Source organism: Mycolicibacterium elephantis DSM 44368 (genome assembly GCF_004014805.1).
In the GTDB taxonomy this organism is placed as follows: domain Bacteria; phylum Actinomycetota; class Actinomycetes; order Mycobacteriales; family Mycobacteriaceae; genus Mycobacterium; species Mycobacterium elephantis.
In genome coordinates this window covers 1-18,397 of record NZ_ATDN01000021.1, presented here as the reverse complement: position 1 = coordinate 18,397, position 18,397 = coordinate 1, and the positions used below count along the sequence as shown (strand labels likewise).

General features: G+C 68.8%; 12 protein-coding genes and 2 pseudogenes. 8 read left to right on the top strand and 6 right to left on the bottom strand.

Going from position 1 to position 18,397, the window contains the following annotated elements:
* Nucleotides 1-141: 141 nt before the first annotated feature.
* The 6 genes from MELE44368_RS15420 (at nucleotide 142) to MELE44368_RS15395 (ending at nucleotide 11,491) form a co-directional block, all read left to right on the top strand.
* On the top strand, nucleotides 142-1,914 hold the full coding sequence (locus tag MELE44368_RS15420; protein WP_164890118.1) for an Hsp70 family protein: 1,773 nt from the start codon (nucleotides 142-144) through the stop codon (nucleotides 1,912-1,914).
* 4 nt (nucleotides 1,915-1,918) lie between these two features.
* Nucleotides 1,919-4,465, top strand: coding sequence for an isoniazid response ATPase/transcriptional regulator IniR (iniR, locus tag MELE44368_RS15415; RefSeq protein WP_128109301.1), 2,547 nt, complete (start codon nucleotides 1,919-1,921; stop codon nucleotides 4,463-4,465).
* Between the two features lie 225 nt (nucleotides 4,466-4,690).
* A complete protein-coding gene (locus MELE44368_RS15410) occupies nucleotides 4,691-7,576 on the top strand; it encodes a heterodisulfide reductase-related iron-sulfur binding cluster (RefSeq protein WP_128109300.1) in 2,886 nt (961 codons plus the stop codon).
* Nucleotides 7,577-7,633: 57 nt separating this feature from the next.
* Nucleotides 7,634-8,908, top strand: a complete 1,275-nt coding sequence (locus tag MELE44368_RS15405; protein ID WP_128109328.1) for a pyridoxal phosphate-dependent aminotransferase — start codon at nucleotides 7,634-7,636, stop codon at nucleotides 8,906-8,908.
* Between the two features lie 41 nt (nucleotides 8,909-8,949).
* Nucleotides 8,950-10,587, top strand: coding sequence for a helix-turn-helix transcriptional regulator (locus MELE44368_RS15400; protein WP_206613779.1), 1,638 nt, complete (start codon nucleotides 8,950-8,952; stop codon nucleotides 10,585-10,587).
* A 94-nt stretch (nucleotides 10,588-10,681) separates the two neighbouring features.
* Nucleotides 10,682-11,491 (top strand): methyltransferase domain-containing protein, encoded by an 810-nt coding sequence (locus MELE44368_RS15395; RefSeq protein WP_128109299.1) that lies wholly within the window; start codon nucleotides 10,682-10,684, stop codon nucleotides 11,489-11,491.
* Here MELE44368_RS15395 and MELE44368_RS15390 read toward each other — a convergent pair whose 3' ends face one another.
* Nucleotides 11,492-12,958, bottom strand: coding sequence for an alpha/beta hydrolase family protein (locus tag MELE44368_RS15390; RefSeq protein WP_241566640.1), 1,467 nt, complete (start codon nucleotides 12,956-12,958; stop codon nucleotides 11,492-11,494).
* Between the two features lie 36 nt (nucleotides 12,959-12,994).
* Between MELE44368_RS15390 and MELE44368_RS27520 the strand changes: the two are divergent.
* Nucleotides 12,995-13,132 (top strand): annotated as a pseudogene (locus MELE44368_RS27520) (YibE/F family protein); the annotation flags it as partial.
* Here the strand turns inward: MELE44368_RS27520 and rfbA are convergent.
* From rfbA to MELE44368_RS15360, 5 genes are all read right to left on the bottom strand, one after another.
* Nucleotides 13,083-13,949: a glucose-1-phosphate thymidylyltransferase RfbA gene (rfbA, locus tag MELE44368_RS15380; RefSeq protein WP_128109297.1), complete on the bottom strand. Its 867-nt coding sequence runs from the start codon at nucleotides 13,947-13,949 to the stop codon at nucleotides 13,083-13,085. The pseudogene MELE44368_RS27520 and the gene rfbA overlap by 50 nt on opposite strands.
* The gene (locus MELE44368_RS15375; protein WP_128109296.1) at nucleotides 13,949-14,314 is read right to left on the bottom strand and encodes a nuclear transport factor 2 family protein; all 366 of its coding nucleotides are present in this window, start codon (nucleotides 14,312-14,314) and stop codon (nucleotides 13,949-13,951) included. The genes rfbA and MELE44368_RS15375 overlap by 1 nt, the downstream gene beginning before the upstream one ends.
* A gap of 19 nt (nucleotides 14,315-14,333) precedes the next feature.
* The gene (locus MELE44368_RS15370) at nucleotides 14,334-15,080 is read right to left on the bottom strand and encodes a maleylpyruvate isomerase family mycothiol-dependent enzyme (RefSeq protein ID WP_128109295.1); all 747 of its coding nucleotides are present in this window, start codon (nucleotides 15,078-15,080) and stop codon (nucleotides 14,334-14,336) included.
* Between the two features lie 9 nt (nucleotides 15,081-15,089).
* Nucleotides 15,090-16,394: a cytochrome P450 gene (locus MELE44368_RS15365; protein WP_128109326.1), complete on the bottom strand. Its 1,305-nt coding sequence runs from the start codon at nucleotides 16,392-16,394 to the stop codon at nucleotides 15,090-15,092.
* A 162-nt stretch (nucleotides 16,395-16,556) separates the two neighbouring features.
* Nucleotides 16,557-17,882, bottom strand: coding sequence for a UDP-glucose dehydrogenase family protein (locus MELE44368_RS15360; RefSeq protein ID WP_164890116.1), 1,326 nt, complete (start codon nucleotides 17,880-17,882; stop codon nucleotides 16,557-16,559).
* A 66-nt stretch (nucleotides 17,883-17,948) separates the two neighbouring features.
* On the opposite strand from MELE44368_RS15360, the pseudogene MELE44368_RS27345 reads away from it, so the two are divergent.
* Nucleotides 17,949-18,397 (top strand): annotated as a pseudogene (locus MELE44368_RS27345) (hypothetical protein); the annotation flags it as partial.

The window sequence follows — 18,397 nt, the reverse complement described above, 5'->3', positions numbered from 1 at the left end:
CCGGTGATCGGTGCCGAACCCAGCTCTCCCCAGCACCCATTAGGGGGATCTGCGTTAGGGGCTTTCGACGCACTAGGGGATGTGCCGTAGCTTGGCGCGCCGAACCATTATCGTGAAACACGGCCAAACGTAGAGGTGAAGATGAGCGACTCACTCGGGTTGTCGATCGGAATGACAAACCTGGTGGCGGCCCGCATTGGCCGTCCCCCGGTGATGCGCCGCTCGGTCCTCACCCTCTTCAACGACCGGCCCGCCGAAGTGGGGTTGCCGACCGAGTACGGCCACGAGCCGAACCAGCCCGGCCTGGTGCTCAGCGGCTTCGTCGAACGGGTCGGTGACCCGGTCCCGCTGGTGGCCGCCGACGGGTCGGCGCACCGCGGCGAATACGTGCTCGTCGAGGCGCTCGACGCAATGGCCCGCACCGTCGGCGGCGGCGCCCCCATCGCGATCGCGGTACCCGCGCATTGGGGGCCCGGAACCGTCGGCGCACTGCGCGGCGCGTTGCGCAGCAAGCCGAGCCTCATGCCCGACGGGCAGCCGCCGGCACTCATCCCCGATTCGGTCGCCGCGCTGGCGTCGCTGCAGGCCGCCCCGGGACTGCCCGGCGACGGCATCGTCGTGCTGGTCGATCTGGGCGGCAGTGGTACCAGCATCACCCTGGCCAACGCCGGGTCGAACTTCGACGCCGTCGGTGAAACCGTGCGCTATCACGAATTCTCCGGCGACCAGCTCGACCAGGCGCTGCTCAACCACGTCACCGCAAGCATCGCCGAGTCCGCCAACGCCGACCCCACCGGCACGCTCGGCCTCGGCGCGCTGGCCCGGCTGCGCGACGAGACCAGGCGCGCCAAGGAGCGGTTGTCCGCGGAGACGGCGACCGTGGTGCCCGTCGCGGTGCCCGGGTTCACCTCCGACGTCCGGGTGACCAGAGGCGAACTCGAACAGCTGATGTCCGCACCGCTGGCCGGTCTCCTCGACACCATCGAAGAAACCCTGCAGCGCAACAACATCGCGCCGGCCAACATCTCCGCCGTCGCGACCGTCGGGGGCGGCGCGAACATCCCGCTGGTCACCGCGCAACTGTCGGAGCGGCTGCGCGCCCCGGTGATCACCACCCCGCAGTCTCAACTCAACGTCGCCGCCGGTGCCGCCCTGGTCGCCGACCGCGGGATCGCCGCGGACGCCCCCACCGGGCTGGCGCCGGCCGCCGACGTGCCGACGAGCATGGCGGCCGCGGCATGGGCGGCCGGGGCGGCGGGCATGGCGGCGACTGAGTCGGCCGCAGACGGTGCCGCGTCGGCGACGTTCCGCGCGCTTGCCTGGTCGCAGGACGACTCGCCTGCCGGCGAACCCGTGCCGTACGCCGGCGAGGACTACACCTTCGACCAAGGTGGCACCGGCGCCCGCCCGCCGATGGCGTTCGCCCACGAAGAGGAGGGCTTCGAACCCGAACCGGAACCGCTGCCGTGGTACAAGCGGCCGCCGTTGCTGTTCGGCGCAGCGGCCGCCGCCGCGCTGCTCGCGGTCGGCGGGCTTGCCGTCACGCTGACCAGCACCAGCAGCGACACGGGCCCGGTGACCGAGACCGCCACCACCGTCGAGACCGGCCCCTCACCCGAGGGTCCACCGACAACCCTTGCGCCCCAGACGATCACGGTGACAGGAACCGATGGCCAACCGACCACGTCGGTGATACCGCCGCCCCCGCCGCCCACCACGACCACGTCGCCGACCACAACGAGCCCGACGACCACCACCACCACCACGACAACCACGACCACCACGACGACGACCACGACCACCACGGCGCCGACGACCACCCAGACGACCATCACCACGACGTCGCCGCCGGCACCCGAACCAGAACCAGAGCCAGAGCCCGAACCGGAACCGGAGCCGGATCCAGGAGCGTGACCCCATGGCCAGACCGGCGCCGGAGCGACTCGCCGACATTCCGCCGGGTGCGCGGACCGTCGTCGCGACGCTGATCTCTGCGCCGACGACGCCGGTCAAGCTGCTGGTCTCGGGAGGCGTCGGCACCGGCAAGAGTTCCGTGCTGGCCGCCGTGCGATCGGCGCTGCGAGCGGCCGAGATCCCGGTGATGACCCGGCCCCCGCGTGACGGCGACGATCCGGGCGTCCCGGTGGTCATCGACGACGCCCATCTGCTCGGCGACGACGAACTCGCCCGGCTCACCGACCGGGTCGCCGCCGCGGACGCCACCGTCATCGTGGCTACCGAACCGCTGGCGCACCGGCCTGCCCTGCGCGCGTTGACCACAGCGCTCGAGCGGGAGAACCCCGCCGTGCCGTTGAGCGCACTGAATCCCACCGACGTGGCCCATGCCGCAGCCGAACGGTTCGGTGCCACACCGACTTCGGAGTTGATGCGGGCTCTGATGGCGGCGACCGCCGGGTTGCCCTTCCTGCTCTACCCCGCCCTGGCGGCCGCGGTCTCCCCCGGCTCCGAGGTGCCCGCCACCGCGATGGCCGATGTGGCGAGATTCGCGTTGATCGAACGGCTGCGGCAGGTCGACGAACCGGTGCTCGACACCCTGCTGGTGTCGTCGCTGAGCCGCGACCTCGGACCCGACGATGTGGCAGCGACGTTGCGGCTCAACGCCGATGACGCCCAGGATGCGGTGGACCGCGCTCGGGCCAGCGGGCTGATCGACCCCTCGCACAGCCACGCCTTCCTGCGCACGCTGCACCGTTGCATCGCCCAGATTCTGGGCGCGGCACGCCATCACGAGATCGAGGTGTCGCTGCTCGTCTCGCAACTCGAATCCGGCACGCTGTCAAGTGATCTCGCCCTGCAGCTGGCCGAACACGGGCTACGCGACGATCGTCTCGGCTCCGCGCTCACCGAACTGGCATCCCGCCAGCGGCGCCACCCAGCCAGGGCGGCAAGGCTTTACCGGGCCGCGGCCGCAGCCGGCGCGACAGCGCTGAGCCCACAGCTCGCCGATGCTCTCGCCTTGACCGGTGACTGCACGACAGCCGGCCGGATGGCCGACGAGTTACTCGGTTCCGGCGACGCGGCCGAACGCGCGGCGGCCGTGCGGATCGCCGCCAGCATCGCGGTCCATGACGGCAGCGCCGCGCACGCCGCCGACCTGTTCCGCTGGCTCGGCCCCTATCCGGACGCCTTCGTCAGCGCGGCCGGTGCGATCGCCTTGCTGGCCGCGGGTGACCTGCCCGGAGCACGCGCGGCACTCGACGTCGAAAACACCGGGCCGCCGACGTCGACCGCGCGCGCGGCCCGCAGCCTCGCCGAGGGAATGCTGATGTCGGTGGAGGCGCCGTATCCGCAGACGGTCGTCCGACTCGGGCAGGCACTGGCCGCCGAGCACGCGCCGGCCGGCGTCGCACCCGACACCCCCGCGGCACTGCTGACGCTGACGGCGCTGCACGGCGGGGACCCCGTGCGGGCGCGCAGCGTCATCGCCAGGGCGGTGCGCGCCGGGCTCGAGGAGGGCGCCAACGGCGCCTTCGCCGCGCATCGGCACCGGCTGCTGCTGGGCTGGACGCGGTTGCAGGACGGCCACCTCTCCGCGGCGAGCGGCGACGTCACCGCTGTGCTCACCGACCCGGCCTTGCACCGCCGCGATGCGCTGTGGGCGACCGCGCTGCAGACCGGCATCGCCCGGCGCAGCGGGGACAGCGGCGCGATGCAGAAGCACTGGTATGCCGCGATGGAAGTGCTCGCCGAGTACTCGGTGGACCTGTTCTCGCTGCTGCCGTTGGGTGAACTGTGGGTGGCCGCGGCCAGGCTGGGCCAGGTCGACCGGCTGCGCCACACCCTCGACGAGGCTTTCGGGCTTCTCGAAGCACTCGGCAGGCCCCTGTTGTGGTCGGTGCCGCTGCACTGGGCCGGTGTGCACGCCGGGATCCTCGCCAATTCGCCGGACGCGGTGGCCCCGCACGGGCAGGCGCTGACCGCGGCCAGCCGGGCGGACGGACCCGACAGCGCGTTCGCCAGGGCGCTGGCCACCGCGGGCCGGACCTGGCTGCGGGTGCTCGCCAACAGCGTCGACGTCGAGGAGGTGACCACCGCGGCGCGGCTGTTGTCGCAGTTCGGTCTGACCTGGGATGCCACCCGGCTGGCCGGCCAGGCCGCGCTGCAGACACCCGACGGCCGGGTCTCCGGGGCGATGCTGCAACTCGCCCGCGACCTCAAGCAGTCCGCGGCGCTCGACGACGCCCCGAAGTCAGACAGAGACGCCGGCCCTGAGTCTCGGCTCGCGGCATCGTCCCGCCCGGTGGCCACGCGGTTGTCCGACCGCGAACGCGAGGTCGCCGAGCTGTTGCTGCTGGGCATGCCGTACCGCGACATCGGCGCCCAGCTGTTCATCTCGGCGAAGACGGTCGAGCACCACGTCGCCCGGATCCGTCGCCGCCTCGGTGCCGAATCCCGGTCGGAGATGCTCTCGATGCTGCGGGCCATGCTGGCGCCGCAGGGTTGACGCGGGTCGATCGACCTGGTGGCGTCGACGGCGGAAACGGGTACAGCTACCCCACCGATCACCCCAGGGCACGGCGGTGCGGAATGTAGTTAGGTAAGCCTTCGTAGCGGTCTTTCCGCGCGAAGTGCAACGATGAGCAGGGCTTGAGCTGGCACTGAGCGAAAGCTACTGGCCGGTAACATGCGGTAAGTTACCCTCCGGTAACTTCAACACGGGAGGCACGTGGTGGAAACACAGATGCTGATAAGGCTCGTCGTCGGCCTTGGCATGACGGCGATCGTGCTGGTGTTCGCGGCCAAACGTGTGCTCTGGCTGACCAATCTGATTCGGGCGGGCGCGCCGACCAGCCCCGAGAACAACCGCAAGGACAACCTCGGCACCCGCATCCTCACGCAGATCAAAGAGGTGTTCGGGCAAACCCGGCTGCTGCGCTGGTCGATCCCCGGTCTGGCGCACTTCTTCACGATGTGGGGCTTCTTCATCCTCGCGTCGGTCTACCTCGAGGCCTACGGGTACCTGTTCGACCACGATTTCCACATCCCGCTCATCGGTCGGTGGGACCTGCTGGGCTTCCTGCAGGACTTCTTCGCGGTCGCAGTGCTGCTGGGCATCATCACCTTCGCGATCATCCGGTTGCGCACCGAACCGAAGGAACACGGCCGCGACTCGAGGTTCTACGGCTCACACACCGGCGGCGCGTGGCTGATCCTGTTCATGATCTTCAACGTCATCTGGACCTATGCGCTGGTGCGCGGCGCCGCGGTCAACACGAACGCGCTGCCGTACGGTGACGGCGCCTTCTTCTCCCAACTCATGGGTCAGGTGCTCAACCCGCTCGGCCCGACCGCCAACGAGTGGATCGAAACGATCGCGCTGTTGCTGCACATCGGCGTGATGCTGATCTTCCTGCTGATCGTGCTGCACTCCAAGCACCTGCACATCGGCCTGGCACCCATCAACGTGACCTTCAAGCGGCTGCCGGACGGGCTCGGTCCGCTGCTTCCCGTCGAGTACAACGGCAAGCGGATCGACTTCGAGGATCCGCCGGAGGACGCGGTGCTGGGCCGCGGCAAGATCGAGGACTTCACGTGGAAGGCCTATCTCGACATGGCCACCTGCACCGAGTGTGGCCGCTGCCAGTCGCAGTGCCCGGCGTGGAACACCGGCAAGCCGCTCTCGCCCAAGCTCGTGATCATGGACCTGCGCGACCATCTGTTCGCCAAGGCCCCCTACATCCTCGGCGACAAGGAGTCGCCGCTGGAGAACACCCCCGAGGGCGGCCTTGGTGAGGAACTGCGCGGCGAGAAGCACGCCGAACACCACCACGTGCCCGAGTCGGGCTTCGGCCGGATCACCGGATCGGGACCCGAGCAGGCGACCCGCCCGCTCGTCGGGACCGCCGAGCAGGGCGGTGTCATCGACCCCGACGTGCTGTGGTCCTGCACCACCTGCGGCGCCTGCGTCGAGCAGTGCCCGGTGGACATCGAGCACATCGACCACATCGTCGACATGCGCCGCTACCAGGTGATGATGGAGTCGGATTTCCCCGGCGAGCTCGGCGTGCTGTTCAAAAACCTTGAGACCAAGGGCAATCCGTGGGGTCAGAACGCCAAGGACCGCACCAACTGGATCGACGAGGTCGACTTCGACGTGCCGGTCTACGGCAAGGACGTCGACTCCTTCGACGGCTATGAGTACCTGTTCTGGGTGGGCTGCGCCGGCGCTTACGAGGACCGCGCCAAGAAGACCACGAAGGCCGTCGCCGAGCTGCTGGCCACCGCCGGCGTGAAGTACCTGGTGCTCGGCGAGGGCGAGACCTGTAACGGTGACTCGGCCCGTCGCTCGGGCAACGAGTTCCTGTTCCAGCAGCTGGCCGCGCAGAACGTCGAGACCCTCAACGAGCTGTTCGAGGGCGTCGAGCGGGTGGACCGCAAGATCGTCACCTCCTGCCCGCACTGTTTCAACACGCTGGGCCGCGAATATCCGCAGGTCGGCGGCAACTACACGGTGCTGCATCACACGCAGCTGCTGAACCGGCTCGTCCGGGACAAGAAGCTGGTGCCGGTCAAGCCCGTCGACGGTGGACGCGACATCACCTACCACGACCCCTGCTATCTGGGCCGGCACAACAAGGTCTACGAGGCGCCGCGGGAGCTGGTCGGCGCGTCCGGCGCGCACCTGACCGAGATGCCGCGTCACGCCGACCGAGGCCTGTGCTGCGGTGCGGGCGGCGCGCGGATGTGGATGGAGGAGCACATCGGCAAGCGCGTCAACCATGAGCGCGTGGAAGAGGCCATGGACACCGGCGCCTCCGTCATCGCGACCGGCTGCCCGTTCTGCCGCGTGATGATCACCGACGGGGTGGACGACGTCGCCGCCGCCCGCGAGGTCGAGAAGACCGAGGTGCTCGACGTGTCCCAGCTGCTGCTGGACTCGCTCGACAAGAGCAGCGTCAAGCTTCCCGAAAAGGGCACGGCCGCAAAGGAAGCCGAGGAGCGTGCGGCCAAGCTCGCGGCGGCTGCGCCCGCGGTGGAGAAAGCCGCGCCGCAGGCCGAGCCGCGGCCCGAGGCCGCGCCGGCTCAGGCGCAATCCGCGCCGACAGCCGACAAGCCGGCGGCTGCAGCACCCGCCAAGGGACTCGGGATCGCCGCCGGGGCCAAGCGGCCGGGAGCGAAGAAGACCGCCGCGCCGGCAGCCGGGTCGGCCGCGCCCGCCAAGGGCCTCGGCCTCGCTCCCGGGGCCAAGCGGCCAGGGGCCAAGAAGGCCGCGCCGAAGGCGTCGCCCAACGAGGGTGAGGCCACCGTCACACAGCCGCCCAACGCGGATCCGGATCAGGCCACACCGGAAACCAAGACCGACACCGCCGATTCCGACCGTGCGGTACAGCAGACACCGGTCAAGGGGCTCGGCCTCGCCCCCGGCGCGCGGCGCCCGGGCGCGAAGAAGTCGGCGGCACCGGCGAAACCCGCTGAGCCGCAGTCGAAGCCAGCAGCCGAGAGCGAATCCAAGGCTGCGCCTGAGGCTTCCGCGGGCGGCGACGGCGACAAACCGTCACCTCCGGTGAAGGGTCTGGGAATCGCCAAGGGCGCTCGGCCACCGGGCAAACGGTGAGCGGCTCACGAACGTTTGACCAGCGACTTTAGATATTCGTTGGACAGCAGTGAGACTATTGGGGACGTGACCACTCACCACCTGCCGTTCCACGCCACCGGGCATCACCCGCGGCAGCGCACGTTCACGCAGTCATCCAAGCTGCAGGACGTCCTGTACGAGATCCGCGGGCCGGTGCACGAGCATGCGTCGCGGCTGGAGGCTGAGGGGCATCGGATCCTCAAGCTCAACATCGGCAATCCGGCGCCGTTCGGGTTCGAGGCGCCCGATGTGATCATGCGCGACATCATTCAGGCGTTGCCCTATGCCCAGGGTTACTCCGACTCCAAGGGCATCCTGCCCGCGCGGCGCGCGGTGTTCACCCGCTATGAATTGGTCGAGGGCTTCCCCCGGTTCGACGTCGACGACGTGTTTCTGGGCAACGGGGTCTCCGAGCTGATCACGATGACGTTGCAGGCGCTGCTGGACAACGGGGACCAGGTCCTGATTCCGGCTCCGGACTATCCCCTGTGGACCGCGTCGACGTCGCTGGCCGGCGGCACCCCCGTGCACTACCTGTGCGACGAAACCCAGGGCTGGCAACCTGACCTCGCCGATCTGGAGTCCAAGATCACCGAACGCACCAAGGCCCTGGTGGTGATCAACCCCAACAACCCCACCGGCGCCGTCTACAGCCGCGAGGTGCTGTCCCAGATCGCCGACCTGGCGCGCGAGCACCAACTGCTGCTGCTGGCCGACGAGATCTACGACAAGATCCTCTACGACGGCGCCGAGCACATCACGATGGCGTCAGTGGCGCCCGACGTGTTGACGCTGACCTTCAACGGGCTCTCGAAGGCCTACCGGGTGGCCGGCTACCGCGCGGGCTGGCTGGTCATCACCGGCCCGAAAGAACACGCCTCCAGCTTCATCGAGGGCATCAGCCTACTGGCCAACATGCGGCTGTGCCCCAACGTGCCGGCGCAGCACGCCATCCAGGTCGCGCTGGGCGGCTACCAGAGCATCGACGACCTGGTGCTGCCCGGTGGGCGGCTGCTCGAACAACGCGACGTGGCGTGGGAGAAGCTCAACGAGATCCCCGGGGTGTCGTGCGTCAAACCGCAGGGGGCCCTCTACGCGTTCCCGCGGCTGGACCCAGAGGTCTACGACATCGTCGACGACGAGCAACTGGTCCTCGACCTGCTGTTGCAGGAGAAGATTCTGGTCACTCAGGGCACGGGCTTCAACTGGCCCACCCCCGACCATCTGCGCATCGTCACGCTGCCCTGGGCGCGTGACCTCGCCGCCGCGATCGAACGCCTCGGCAACTTCCTCGCCAACTACCGCCAATAGTTCTTGGCCCCCGACACACGTCCGTTCCCAAGATCGCGCGGATGCGCGAGACTGAGACGATGGCGGCTACCGACCGGGCAGCCATCGCGTTCGAGCGCCACGCTTGGACCGACGTGTACAGGTGCCTCACCGACACCCGCGAGCCGCTCACCGCTGATGACCTCGAACGCCTGGCGGTCGCGGCCGATCTGATCGGCGAGGACCAGCAGTGCGCCCACGCCTGGGAGCAGGCCTACGCCGCGCGCTTGGCGATCGACGACGCGGGCCGCGCGGCCGAGTGCGGCTTCTGGTTGGCGCTGACCCAGCTTCTGCACGGCAACACCGCCCGAGCGAGCGGATGGCTCGCCCGGGTGGGCCGGCTGCTGGACGACGCGAACCTCGACTGCGCCGCCAGGGGATACCTGCTGATTCCCCCGGCTATCGGGGCGTGGAGCAGCGGCGATTCCGCCGGAGCAGCTGAAATGTTCGGTGAGGCGGGCCGGATCGCGGCACGCTTCGGCGACAAAGATCTGGCCGCGATCGCGTGGCTGGGCCAGGGTCAGGCAGCGGTCACCGCAGGGGAGACAGCGCGCGGCGCCGCGCTGCTCGACGAGGCGATGGTGAGCGTCACCGCGGGCGAGGTCTCACCGATTCCGGCCGGGATCGTCTACTGCGGCGTCATCGAGACGTGCATGGGCGCCTACGACCTGCGCCGGGCAACGGAATGGACCATGGCGTTGAGCGTCTGGTGCGAATCCCAACCCGATCTGGTGCCCTACCGCGGTCAATGCCTGGTGCATCGCTCGCAGATCCTGCAGATCCACGGTGAATGGCCGCAGGCGACGCAGGCGGCTCGGCTGGCGTGCGAGCATTTGGCGCAGCCGACCGCGCACCCCTCCCTGGGGATGGCTGCCTACCAGCGTGCCGAGTTACACCGGCTGCGCGGCGAATTCGACGACGCAGAGACCGCATACCGGCAAGCTCACGAGCACGGTAGGGAGCCGCTGCCCGGCCTGGCGCTCCTCAGACTCGCCGAGGGGAACGTCGACGCGGCCGTCGCGGCCATCCGCCGTGCCCTGGACACCAACCCAGACCCTTTCGCCCGGCCCGCGACCCTCGCCGCTCAGGTCGACATCATGATCACCATCGGTGACGTCGTGGCCGCGCGAGCGAGTGCGGACGAACTGTCCGGGCTGGCCACCACCGTCGACGCTCCGTACCTGTATGCGGTCGCCGCACACAACGAGGGGTCGACGCTACTTGCCGAGGGCGAGGCCACGTCCGCGCTGACGCCGCTACGTCGTGCCGCCGCCGCGTGGCGGGAGTTGGCGATGCCCTATGAAGCCGCACGCACCCGGGTTAAGACCGGCCTCGCCTGCCGAGAACTCGGCGACTCTGAGTCGGCCGCAATGGAATTCGACTCCGCAGGAGAGACTTTCCGCCGACTCGGCGCCCAACCCGACATGGACCGGTTGGCCGAACTCGTGGGGACCGCGCCCCGCCCGGCGGGCGGGCTGACCGAGCGGGAATGCGAGGTGTTGCGATTGGTGGCCGCGGGCAAGACCAACCGCGAGATCGGTGCGAGCCTGACGCTCAGCGAGCACACGATCGCGCGACACCTACAGAACATCTTCGCCAAGCTGGGCTTGTCATCGCGGGCGGCGGCCACCGCCTACGCCTACGAGCAACACCTCGTGTGATCACCCGCGGTGGTCAGAACTGACCACGGCAGCGGCACCGGAATGGTGGATCCGGTCGACGCGGTGAGGACTCCGGTATCCCTACCGTTGCAGCATGTCTCAACACGTTGGCTACCGCGATCTCCGGCGCACCGAAGCCGAGAACTACGCCCGCGACTTCGTCCCGGTCATCCCCGCTCCGCTTGCTGCGGACCTCATCGAGTTGGCTGCCCCCGAGCCGGGCGAGTTCGTCGTCGACGTCGCATGCGGAACCGGCGTCGTGGCCCGGCTGGCGGCCGAAAGAGTCGGAGCCACCGGAAAAGTCGTCGGAATCGATCTGGTCCCCGAGATGTTGGCGGTCGCCGAGAAAGTGTCCGCATCTGTCGACACGCCGATGGAGTGGCGGGAGGCCCCCGCAGACGCACTCCCCCTTCCTGACGAGTCGTACGACCTCGTCCTGTGCCAGCTCGGGCTGATGTTCTTTCCCGACCGGTCCGCAGCGGTGCGGGAGATGCGGCGGGTGCTGTCGCCCGGCGGGCGCGTCGCCATCAACGTACCGGGGACCATGCCACGGCTGTTCAAGGTGATGGCCGACGCACTCGGTCACCACATCAACCCGGACCTGCCCGGTTTCCTACGCGGTGTCTTCTCGTTGGGCCGAGACGAGCTCCGCCGACTGTTGCGCGACGCCGACTTTCAGCACGTGGCTGTCAACACCGCGGCGAAGACGCTGCGGCTGCCACCGCCGGCCCAGTTCCTTTGGCAATACCTGCAAGTCACGCCGATTGCGGGACTCGTCATGGCCGCCGAACCCGAACGCCGCATGGCCCTTGAAGACGACGTCGTCGCGGGCTGGCAGGAGTTCCTCGATGGCGACAGCCTGGTCGTCGAGCTACCCATCATCACGGCGACCGCCCAAGAATAGTCAACGCCTGTCCATGCGAACCTCCTCCCACGGGGGCGGGCCCCGCAGGAGCTCCGAATGCTTGCCGGCCAGGGTGTTTTCGAAGAACGCCGCGGAGTACGCGGCGACGATCTCGTGGCCGCGTCGACCACCGATCGGACCGGAGAAGGCCAGCTGCTCCGCCAACCGCGTCCAAGCGGGGGCGTCGGTGTAGTTCATGTGAAACATGCCGGGAATCTCGATGTGGTAACCCTGTCCGGGTGTGCTCTTGGCGAAGGTCGCCCGCTGCGTGCTGAGCGTTTCGTGGATTTCATGGTCCGGCCAACCACCGCTGCGGCTTCGTTCCAGCAGGATGGAGTCGGCATCGCGGGTCAGCCACATGCTCGGCTGTGAAAGACCGTCCCGCACCACGTTTGCGGGCATCGCCGCATCCATCATCAAGCAGGCCTTCAGGCGCGGATCGGCGTGACAGCCCTGCGCGACGGTGATGGCACCCAGCGAGACGCCGAACGCTCCGGCCCGCTCCAGATCCAGCCTGCCGGTCAACAGACCATGCGGATCCGACGTGTCCAGCCAGGCAAGCTGATCAAGCGCGAAGCTGATATCGCCGGCGAGGTAGGGAAACAACCCGTCGGGCAACGACACGTCGCCCAGCGACGGCGCCGGGTCGGAGGGTGTGATGCTCTGCTGGATGACGTCGACGAGCCGTTCCTTGCTCCATCCGTCGATCGTGCGGCCGTCCGGGAATGCGGTGACCGCCGAGGTGTAGGGCTGGTCGAGGCCCACCACCACAAATCCCCGCGACACCAATTGTTCGACCTGAAACGTGTTGGACTGGCGGAACGCGTTGAGCCCGGATACAAAGACCAGCACCGGGTAGCGGGGACGCTCAGATGCCATTGGAGGCATCTGGGTCGCGTGGGTGGGCACGACGTCGAAGTGATCGAAAACGAAGCCGGGAACGCCCAACAGCCTCCCCGCCGACGGCGCAAATGCCGCGGAGTCGGAGATATACGGCGCGTTCGGGGCGTCGGCGCCGGCCTGGGCCGGATACCAGACTTGCGCCATGAGTTCGCGGCGCGCGGCGGGGTCGGCGTCGAAGATCTCGCGCCGGTCGTCGTCGCGCCAGTGGTAGGTGACCGTCCCGATCGCGTACGGGCCTTCTGGGGCGGGAAACCGGAACACCGGAACGGCCACGGGAACCGCCGCCGAAACCGCGAACACGGCGACACCGAGGCCGACAGCGACCCGCCGCACCCACCTTGGACCGCTCACCCGCGTGATTCGCCACAGCACGATCGCTCCGGCCAGCACGTACGCTGGGACCATCTGCCAGCGGTACCCCTCCAGCGCCAGCTGGGCGATCGCCGCCAGGGCCGGCAACAGCGCAAGGTGGCGAACGTCGCTGAGCCGGCCGCGTGGTGGAACAGACAGCGCCACCAGACCGGCCGCGTTCACGACACACAGCAGGATCTCGAGAGGCCTCACCCGCCCGATTATCCGGAGGACTGCAGCCCGTCCTGCGCCCGCTGCGCGGTGGGTGGCATCGCGCCGGCGCTGTCGGTGCCGCTGACGACGGCGATCGCAGCGGTGCTCGCCACCCCGCGCGCCGCTAGCGGTCCTCCAACAGCTGCAACAGATATGCGCCGTAGCCCGATTTGAGCAGCGCGTATCCCCGCTCGGCCAACTGTTCGTCGTCGATGAAGCCGACCCGCCACGCGACTTCCTCGGGCACGCTGATCTTCAGGCCCTGGCGGCGTTCGATGGTGCGCACGAAGTCGCCGGCGTCCAGCAGCGAGTCGAATGTCCCGGTGTCTAGCCACGCGGTGCCGCGGGCCAACACCTCGACGGCCAGCCGGCCCTGGTTGAGGTAGGTCTGGTTTATCTCGGTGATCTCGTACTCGCCACGCGCCGAAGGCTTCAACGACTTGGCGATCTCGATGACGTCGTTGTCGTAGAAGTACAACCCGGGCACCGCGTAGTGCGACTTGGGTGTCGCGGGCTTTTCCTCCAGCGACAGCGCGACGCCGTCGTCGCTGAACTCAACCACACCGTAAGCCGACGGGTTGGCCACCCAGTAGGCGAAAATCACGCCGCCGCTGACGGTTTGAAATCGGCGCAGCCCGGTACCCAGTTCGGGGCCATAGAATATGTTGTCGCCCAACACCAATGCCACCGGCCCGGTTCCGATGTGGTCGGCGCCGATGATGAAGGCCTGGGCCAGCCCTTCCGGCCGCTGCTGGACCGCATACGTGAGGTTGATGCCGAATTGCGAACCGTCGCCGAGCAATCGATGAAAGGCCGGCGCGTCGTCGGGTGTGGTGATGACCAGAATGTCGCGGATACCCGCCATCATCAGCGTGGACAACGGGTAGTAAATCATCGGTTTGTCGTAGACGGGCACCAACTGCTTGCTGGTGCCCATGGTGATCGGATAAAGCCGGGTGCCGGACCCGCCGGCGAGAATGATGCCGCGCATCAGCTCGTGAGGTCCTTTTCGGTCAGTTCGGTGGCGGCCAACGCGGACGCGAGGTCGCCGTGGTGGAAGACCGCCGTGACGTGGTCGCGCACGACGCGGAACGCTGACGCCGTCGCCACAGCGCCGGGGTCGGCGGCGAGTTCCTCGGCCACCACGACGCCGTCGCGCACATACATCCGGCCCGTCTCGACCTTGATGGCGGGCTGCTGCTGCGCCCATTGCCGCAGCGCGGTGTGGCCCTGGCTGGCCCCGTCGGCGTCGCCGAGTTCGATGTCGTCGCTGGACAGCGCCACCAGCGTGTCGAGGTCTCGCTCGTTGAGCGCGTCATACCAGGCGAGTACGGTAGCGATCTCCGAAGTGCTCATGGTCGAGAAGGTACGCCACCTAGAACGGTGTGCGCTCCAGCCACGCGTCCCACACCTTCACATCACCGAAGATCTCCAGGCCGCTGTCGGCGGCGCTGCGCCGACGCGTGATTGCCAACAGCAGATCCTTGGCCGGACCGCGCACCGCGACGTCGCCCTTGCCGTGGTCGTGCGTCCAACTCATCCCGTGTTCGTCGTTGACGATGGTCCATTCGCCGGTGGGACCGAGCCCGTCGTCGGTGGCGTGCAGATGCATGGTGCGGCCGAAGTCGACGGGGGCTGCGGCCCGCGTGGCCTGAATCGACATCAACTCGATCCACTCGCTGATGCCGTCGGCGGCCACCTCGACCGGTATGTCGTAAGGAGCGCCCAGCGCCAAGGCGGCATCGGCGCGGTGCACGACCACTTCATGCAGCAGCCTGCGGACCCACCACCCCGACGGGCGCGGCCCCGCGGCTGTCCACACCCGCTCGGGGCCGACCCGCTCGACAGCGGCGATGACGGCCCGCGGACCGGCGTTGAGCCAGTCGATCGCGGCGTCGGGGTCGTCGGGCGGCTTGCCGTCGCGCACCTCGCGCGGGTCAAGCGGTGTCATCCGGCGCTCGGCGATGATCTGTGCGGCCCAGCGGCTTCCGCGCCCGACGTGGCGGAACAGCTGCTTGAGTGTCCAGCCCGGACAGGTCGGCACCGGTGTTGACGGATCTGCGCTGCGGATCAGCTCTCCGAACTCCCGGGTCTGGTCGAGCAGCGCTGCTCGGAAATCCACGCCCCGAACTTAACCCAACTGATCGGACTTGACCGCAGAACCGATTGAGGCGCGCGCTTTGCCGAGCGTGACCGGCAGTGACGACCAGCCGCGCAGCACGCGGGTTTCGCGGCGGCTGCCGTCGCCGGTTAGGCGCGCGTCGGGGAAGCGTTCGAAGAAGGTGCGCAACCCCACCTCGCCTTCGGCCCGCGCCAACGCGGCACCCAGGCAGTAGTGTCTGCCGCCCGAGAATGACAGGTGCTTGCCCGCGTTCTCGCGTTCGATGTCGAAGCGATGCGGGTCCTCGAAGACCTTCGGGTCGCGGTTGGCGCCGGCGAGATAGAGGATGACGACGTCGCCGCGACGCACCCGGGTGCCCGCAATGTCGGTGTCTTTCGCCGCGATTCGCGCGGTGAGCTGCACCGGCGAGTCGAGGCGCAGGATCTCCTCGACGGCGTTGGGCCACAGTTCAGGTCGGTCGGCCAATGTTTCGAGATGCTGGGGCGAGTCCAGCAGCATGCGAATTCCGTTGCCCAGCAGGTTGACCGTCGTCTCGAAGCCCGCGGCCAGCACCAGGCCCGCGGTGGCCATCAGCTCTTGTTCGTTGAGCCGGGCACCTTCGGCGCTGGCCTGGATGATCTGGCTCATCAAGTCCTCGCCGGGGTTGCGGCGAAGCTCGGCCAGGTGGTCGACGAGCCAATCGTTGAAGCCCTCGACGCCCCGGTTGACCTGGCGGTACACCTTCCACGGCACCCCTATGTCCAGGCTGGGCGCGCCGAGCTCACCGAACTCCAGAATGCGCGGTCGCGCTTCGTCGGGCACGCCGAGAATGTCGCCGATCACCGTGACGGGCAGCCGCGAGCAGTAGCGCTCCACGATGTCGACGGTGCCGGGGGTGTCGGCGATCTCGTCGAGCAGAGCGTCGGCGGCGTCCTGCACCCGGTCCTTCAGCGCGGCAACGGCTCTGGTGGTGAACACCGACGACACCAGCTTGCGGTAGCGGGTGTGGTCCGGCGGTTCGACCGACAGCATCGACGGAGGTTCCAGCGGATGCAGCATGTCGGTCCTGGTGCGCTCGGCGACCCACCGCAGCGGTGTGGGCAGGGTCGTGCCCATCGCGAAGACCCGGAAGTCGTCGGATCGCAGCAGGTCGTTGACGATCTTGTGGTCGACGGTCAGGTACGCGGCCCGACACCGCACGATCGGCCCGCGCGCACGCAGCTCCTCGGTGAACGGGACGGGATCGGTCCGGACCGCGGGATCGGCGATCAACCTGCCCTGCGGGTCACCGCGCCGCGCGGCCAGCCGCGAGAACATGCGCACCACCCCGTGCATGGCCACCCACCGAACCCGTTGCTTGATCGGGCCGTTGCGTCGAGGCGGATGGCTGGTCTGCACGATTGAAGGCACTCTTGTTTCGGTTCCGTCGGGTGGCGTCCAGCCTACCCAATTCTCGGGTGCGCCAAGGAGGCAGAGGCCCCTTGGGAGAGCCGGCGCTCACGAATTGCGTCTGCCGAGGCCGTACACCTGCCAGCCGGCGTCCCTCCACCGCACGGCATCGAGGCAATTGCGGCCGTCCACAACCACTTTGGCCCGCACTGTCGCCGCCAGCTCGGTCGGGTCCAGCTCGACGAACTCGCGCCATTCGGTGAGTACCAGCACCGCGTCGGCGCGGTCGCAGGCCTCCACCACCGACGTCGAATAGTTCAATGTCGGAAACACCCGGCGGGAGTTCTCCATCGCCCGCGGGTCGTAGACGTTGACGGTCGCGCCGTTGAGTTGCAGCATGCCTGCGACGTTGAGTGCCGGCGAGTCGCGCACGTCGTCGGAGTCGGGTTTGAACGCCGCGCCCAGCACCGCGATGTTCGCCCCCAGCAGCGAGCCGCCGCACGCGGTGGTGGCCAACTCCACCATGCGGGTTCGACGACGCATATTGACGTTGTCCACCTCCCGCAGGAAGGTCAGCGCCTCGCTGGCGCCCAACTCGCCTGCGCGGGCCATGAACGCCCTGATGTCCTTGGGGAGGCATCCGCCGCCGAACCCCAGGCCCGCGTTGAGGAAACGCCGTCCGATCCGGGGGTCGTGCCCCAACGCGTCGGCGAGCACAGCCACGTCGGCGCCGACGGCTTCGCACACCTCCGAGATCGCATTGATGAACGAGATCTTGGTGGCGAGAAAGGCGTTCGCAGACACCTTGACCAGCTCGGCGGTGTGCAGATCGGTCACCAGAAACGGAACGCCGTCGTCGAGCATGGCAGCGTACAGGTCCCGGATCGCGGGTTCGGCCCGCGTCGAGTCCTCTTGCACACCAAGCACGATCCGGTCTGGGTGCAGCGTGTCGTACACGGCGAAGCCCTCCCGCAGGAACTCCGGATTCCACGCGATCTCGACGTCCACCCCGTCGACGGCCAGCGGGTGCGCCCGCTCGGCCAGGTCGGCGGCCGTACCCACCGGCACGGTCGACTTGCCGACGATCACCGCCGATCGCCGCAGCCGCGGCACCAGCGTGTCGATGACCGCGTGCACATGGCGCAGGTCGGCGCCGTAGTCGCCTTTCTTCTGCGGGGTCCCGACAGCGAGGAAATGCACGTCGGCGAACTCGGCCGCCTCGTCGTAGTCGGTGGTGAAGCGCACTCGTCCAGCGGTGAGGTTGTCGCTCAACATCTTTGGCAGGCCGGGTTCGTAGAACGGAACATCTCCGGCTGCGAGCTTGGCGACCTTGCCCGGATCGATGTCCACGCCGAGCACCTCGTGCCCGAGTTCGGCCATTCCCGCGGCGTGGGTGGCGCCGAGATACCCCGTACCGAACACCGTGCATCGCATACTGCCTCTATAGGCAGCCGCGATGAGCTATCCGCTACGTGACACTGAGCGGCCGGCCAACATCAGGTGACCAGCCGGGGGCGGCGTCAGCTGCAGAAGAGCAGGAAGCAGTTGTTGCCCGAACCGCCGCGCCCGGACGGCCCGTGGGAACCACCGGAGCCGCGCGAGCCCGGCCCGAAGTCACCCGAGCCGCGCGATCCCGACGAGCTACCCGAACCCGAGCCGTTCTCCCACGGCCACTGCGGGCTGCGCGGCTTGTCGGGTTTCTGCCACGGCGGCTTCCACGGCGGCTCGGGCGGCGTCCAGGTGGGCGTCGGCGGGTCATACGACGGCGGCGGACGCCACGGCGGAGTCCACGGGTTCCGTGGCCTCGGGTACCACACGGTCGGTGGCTCATACACCGGCGGCGGAACGTACACCGGCGCTGGAACCGGGGCAGGCGCCACGGGAACCGGCGCCGGAGCGGGCGCGGGCGCGGCGGGCGGAGCCGGCGGCGGCGCCGCTGGCGGTGGGGC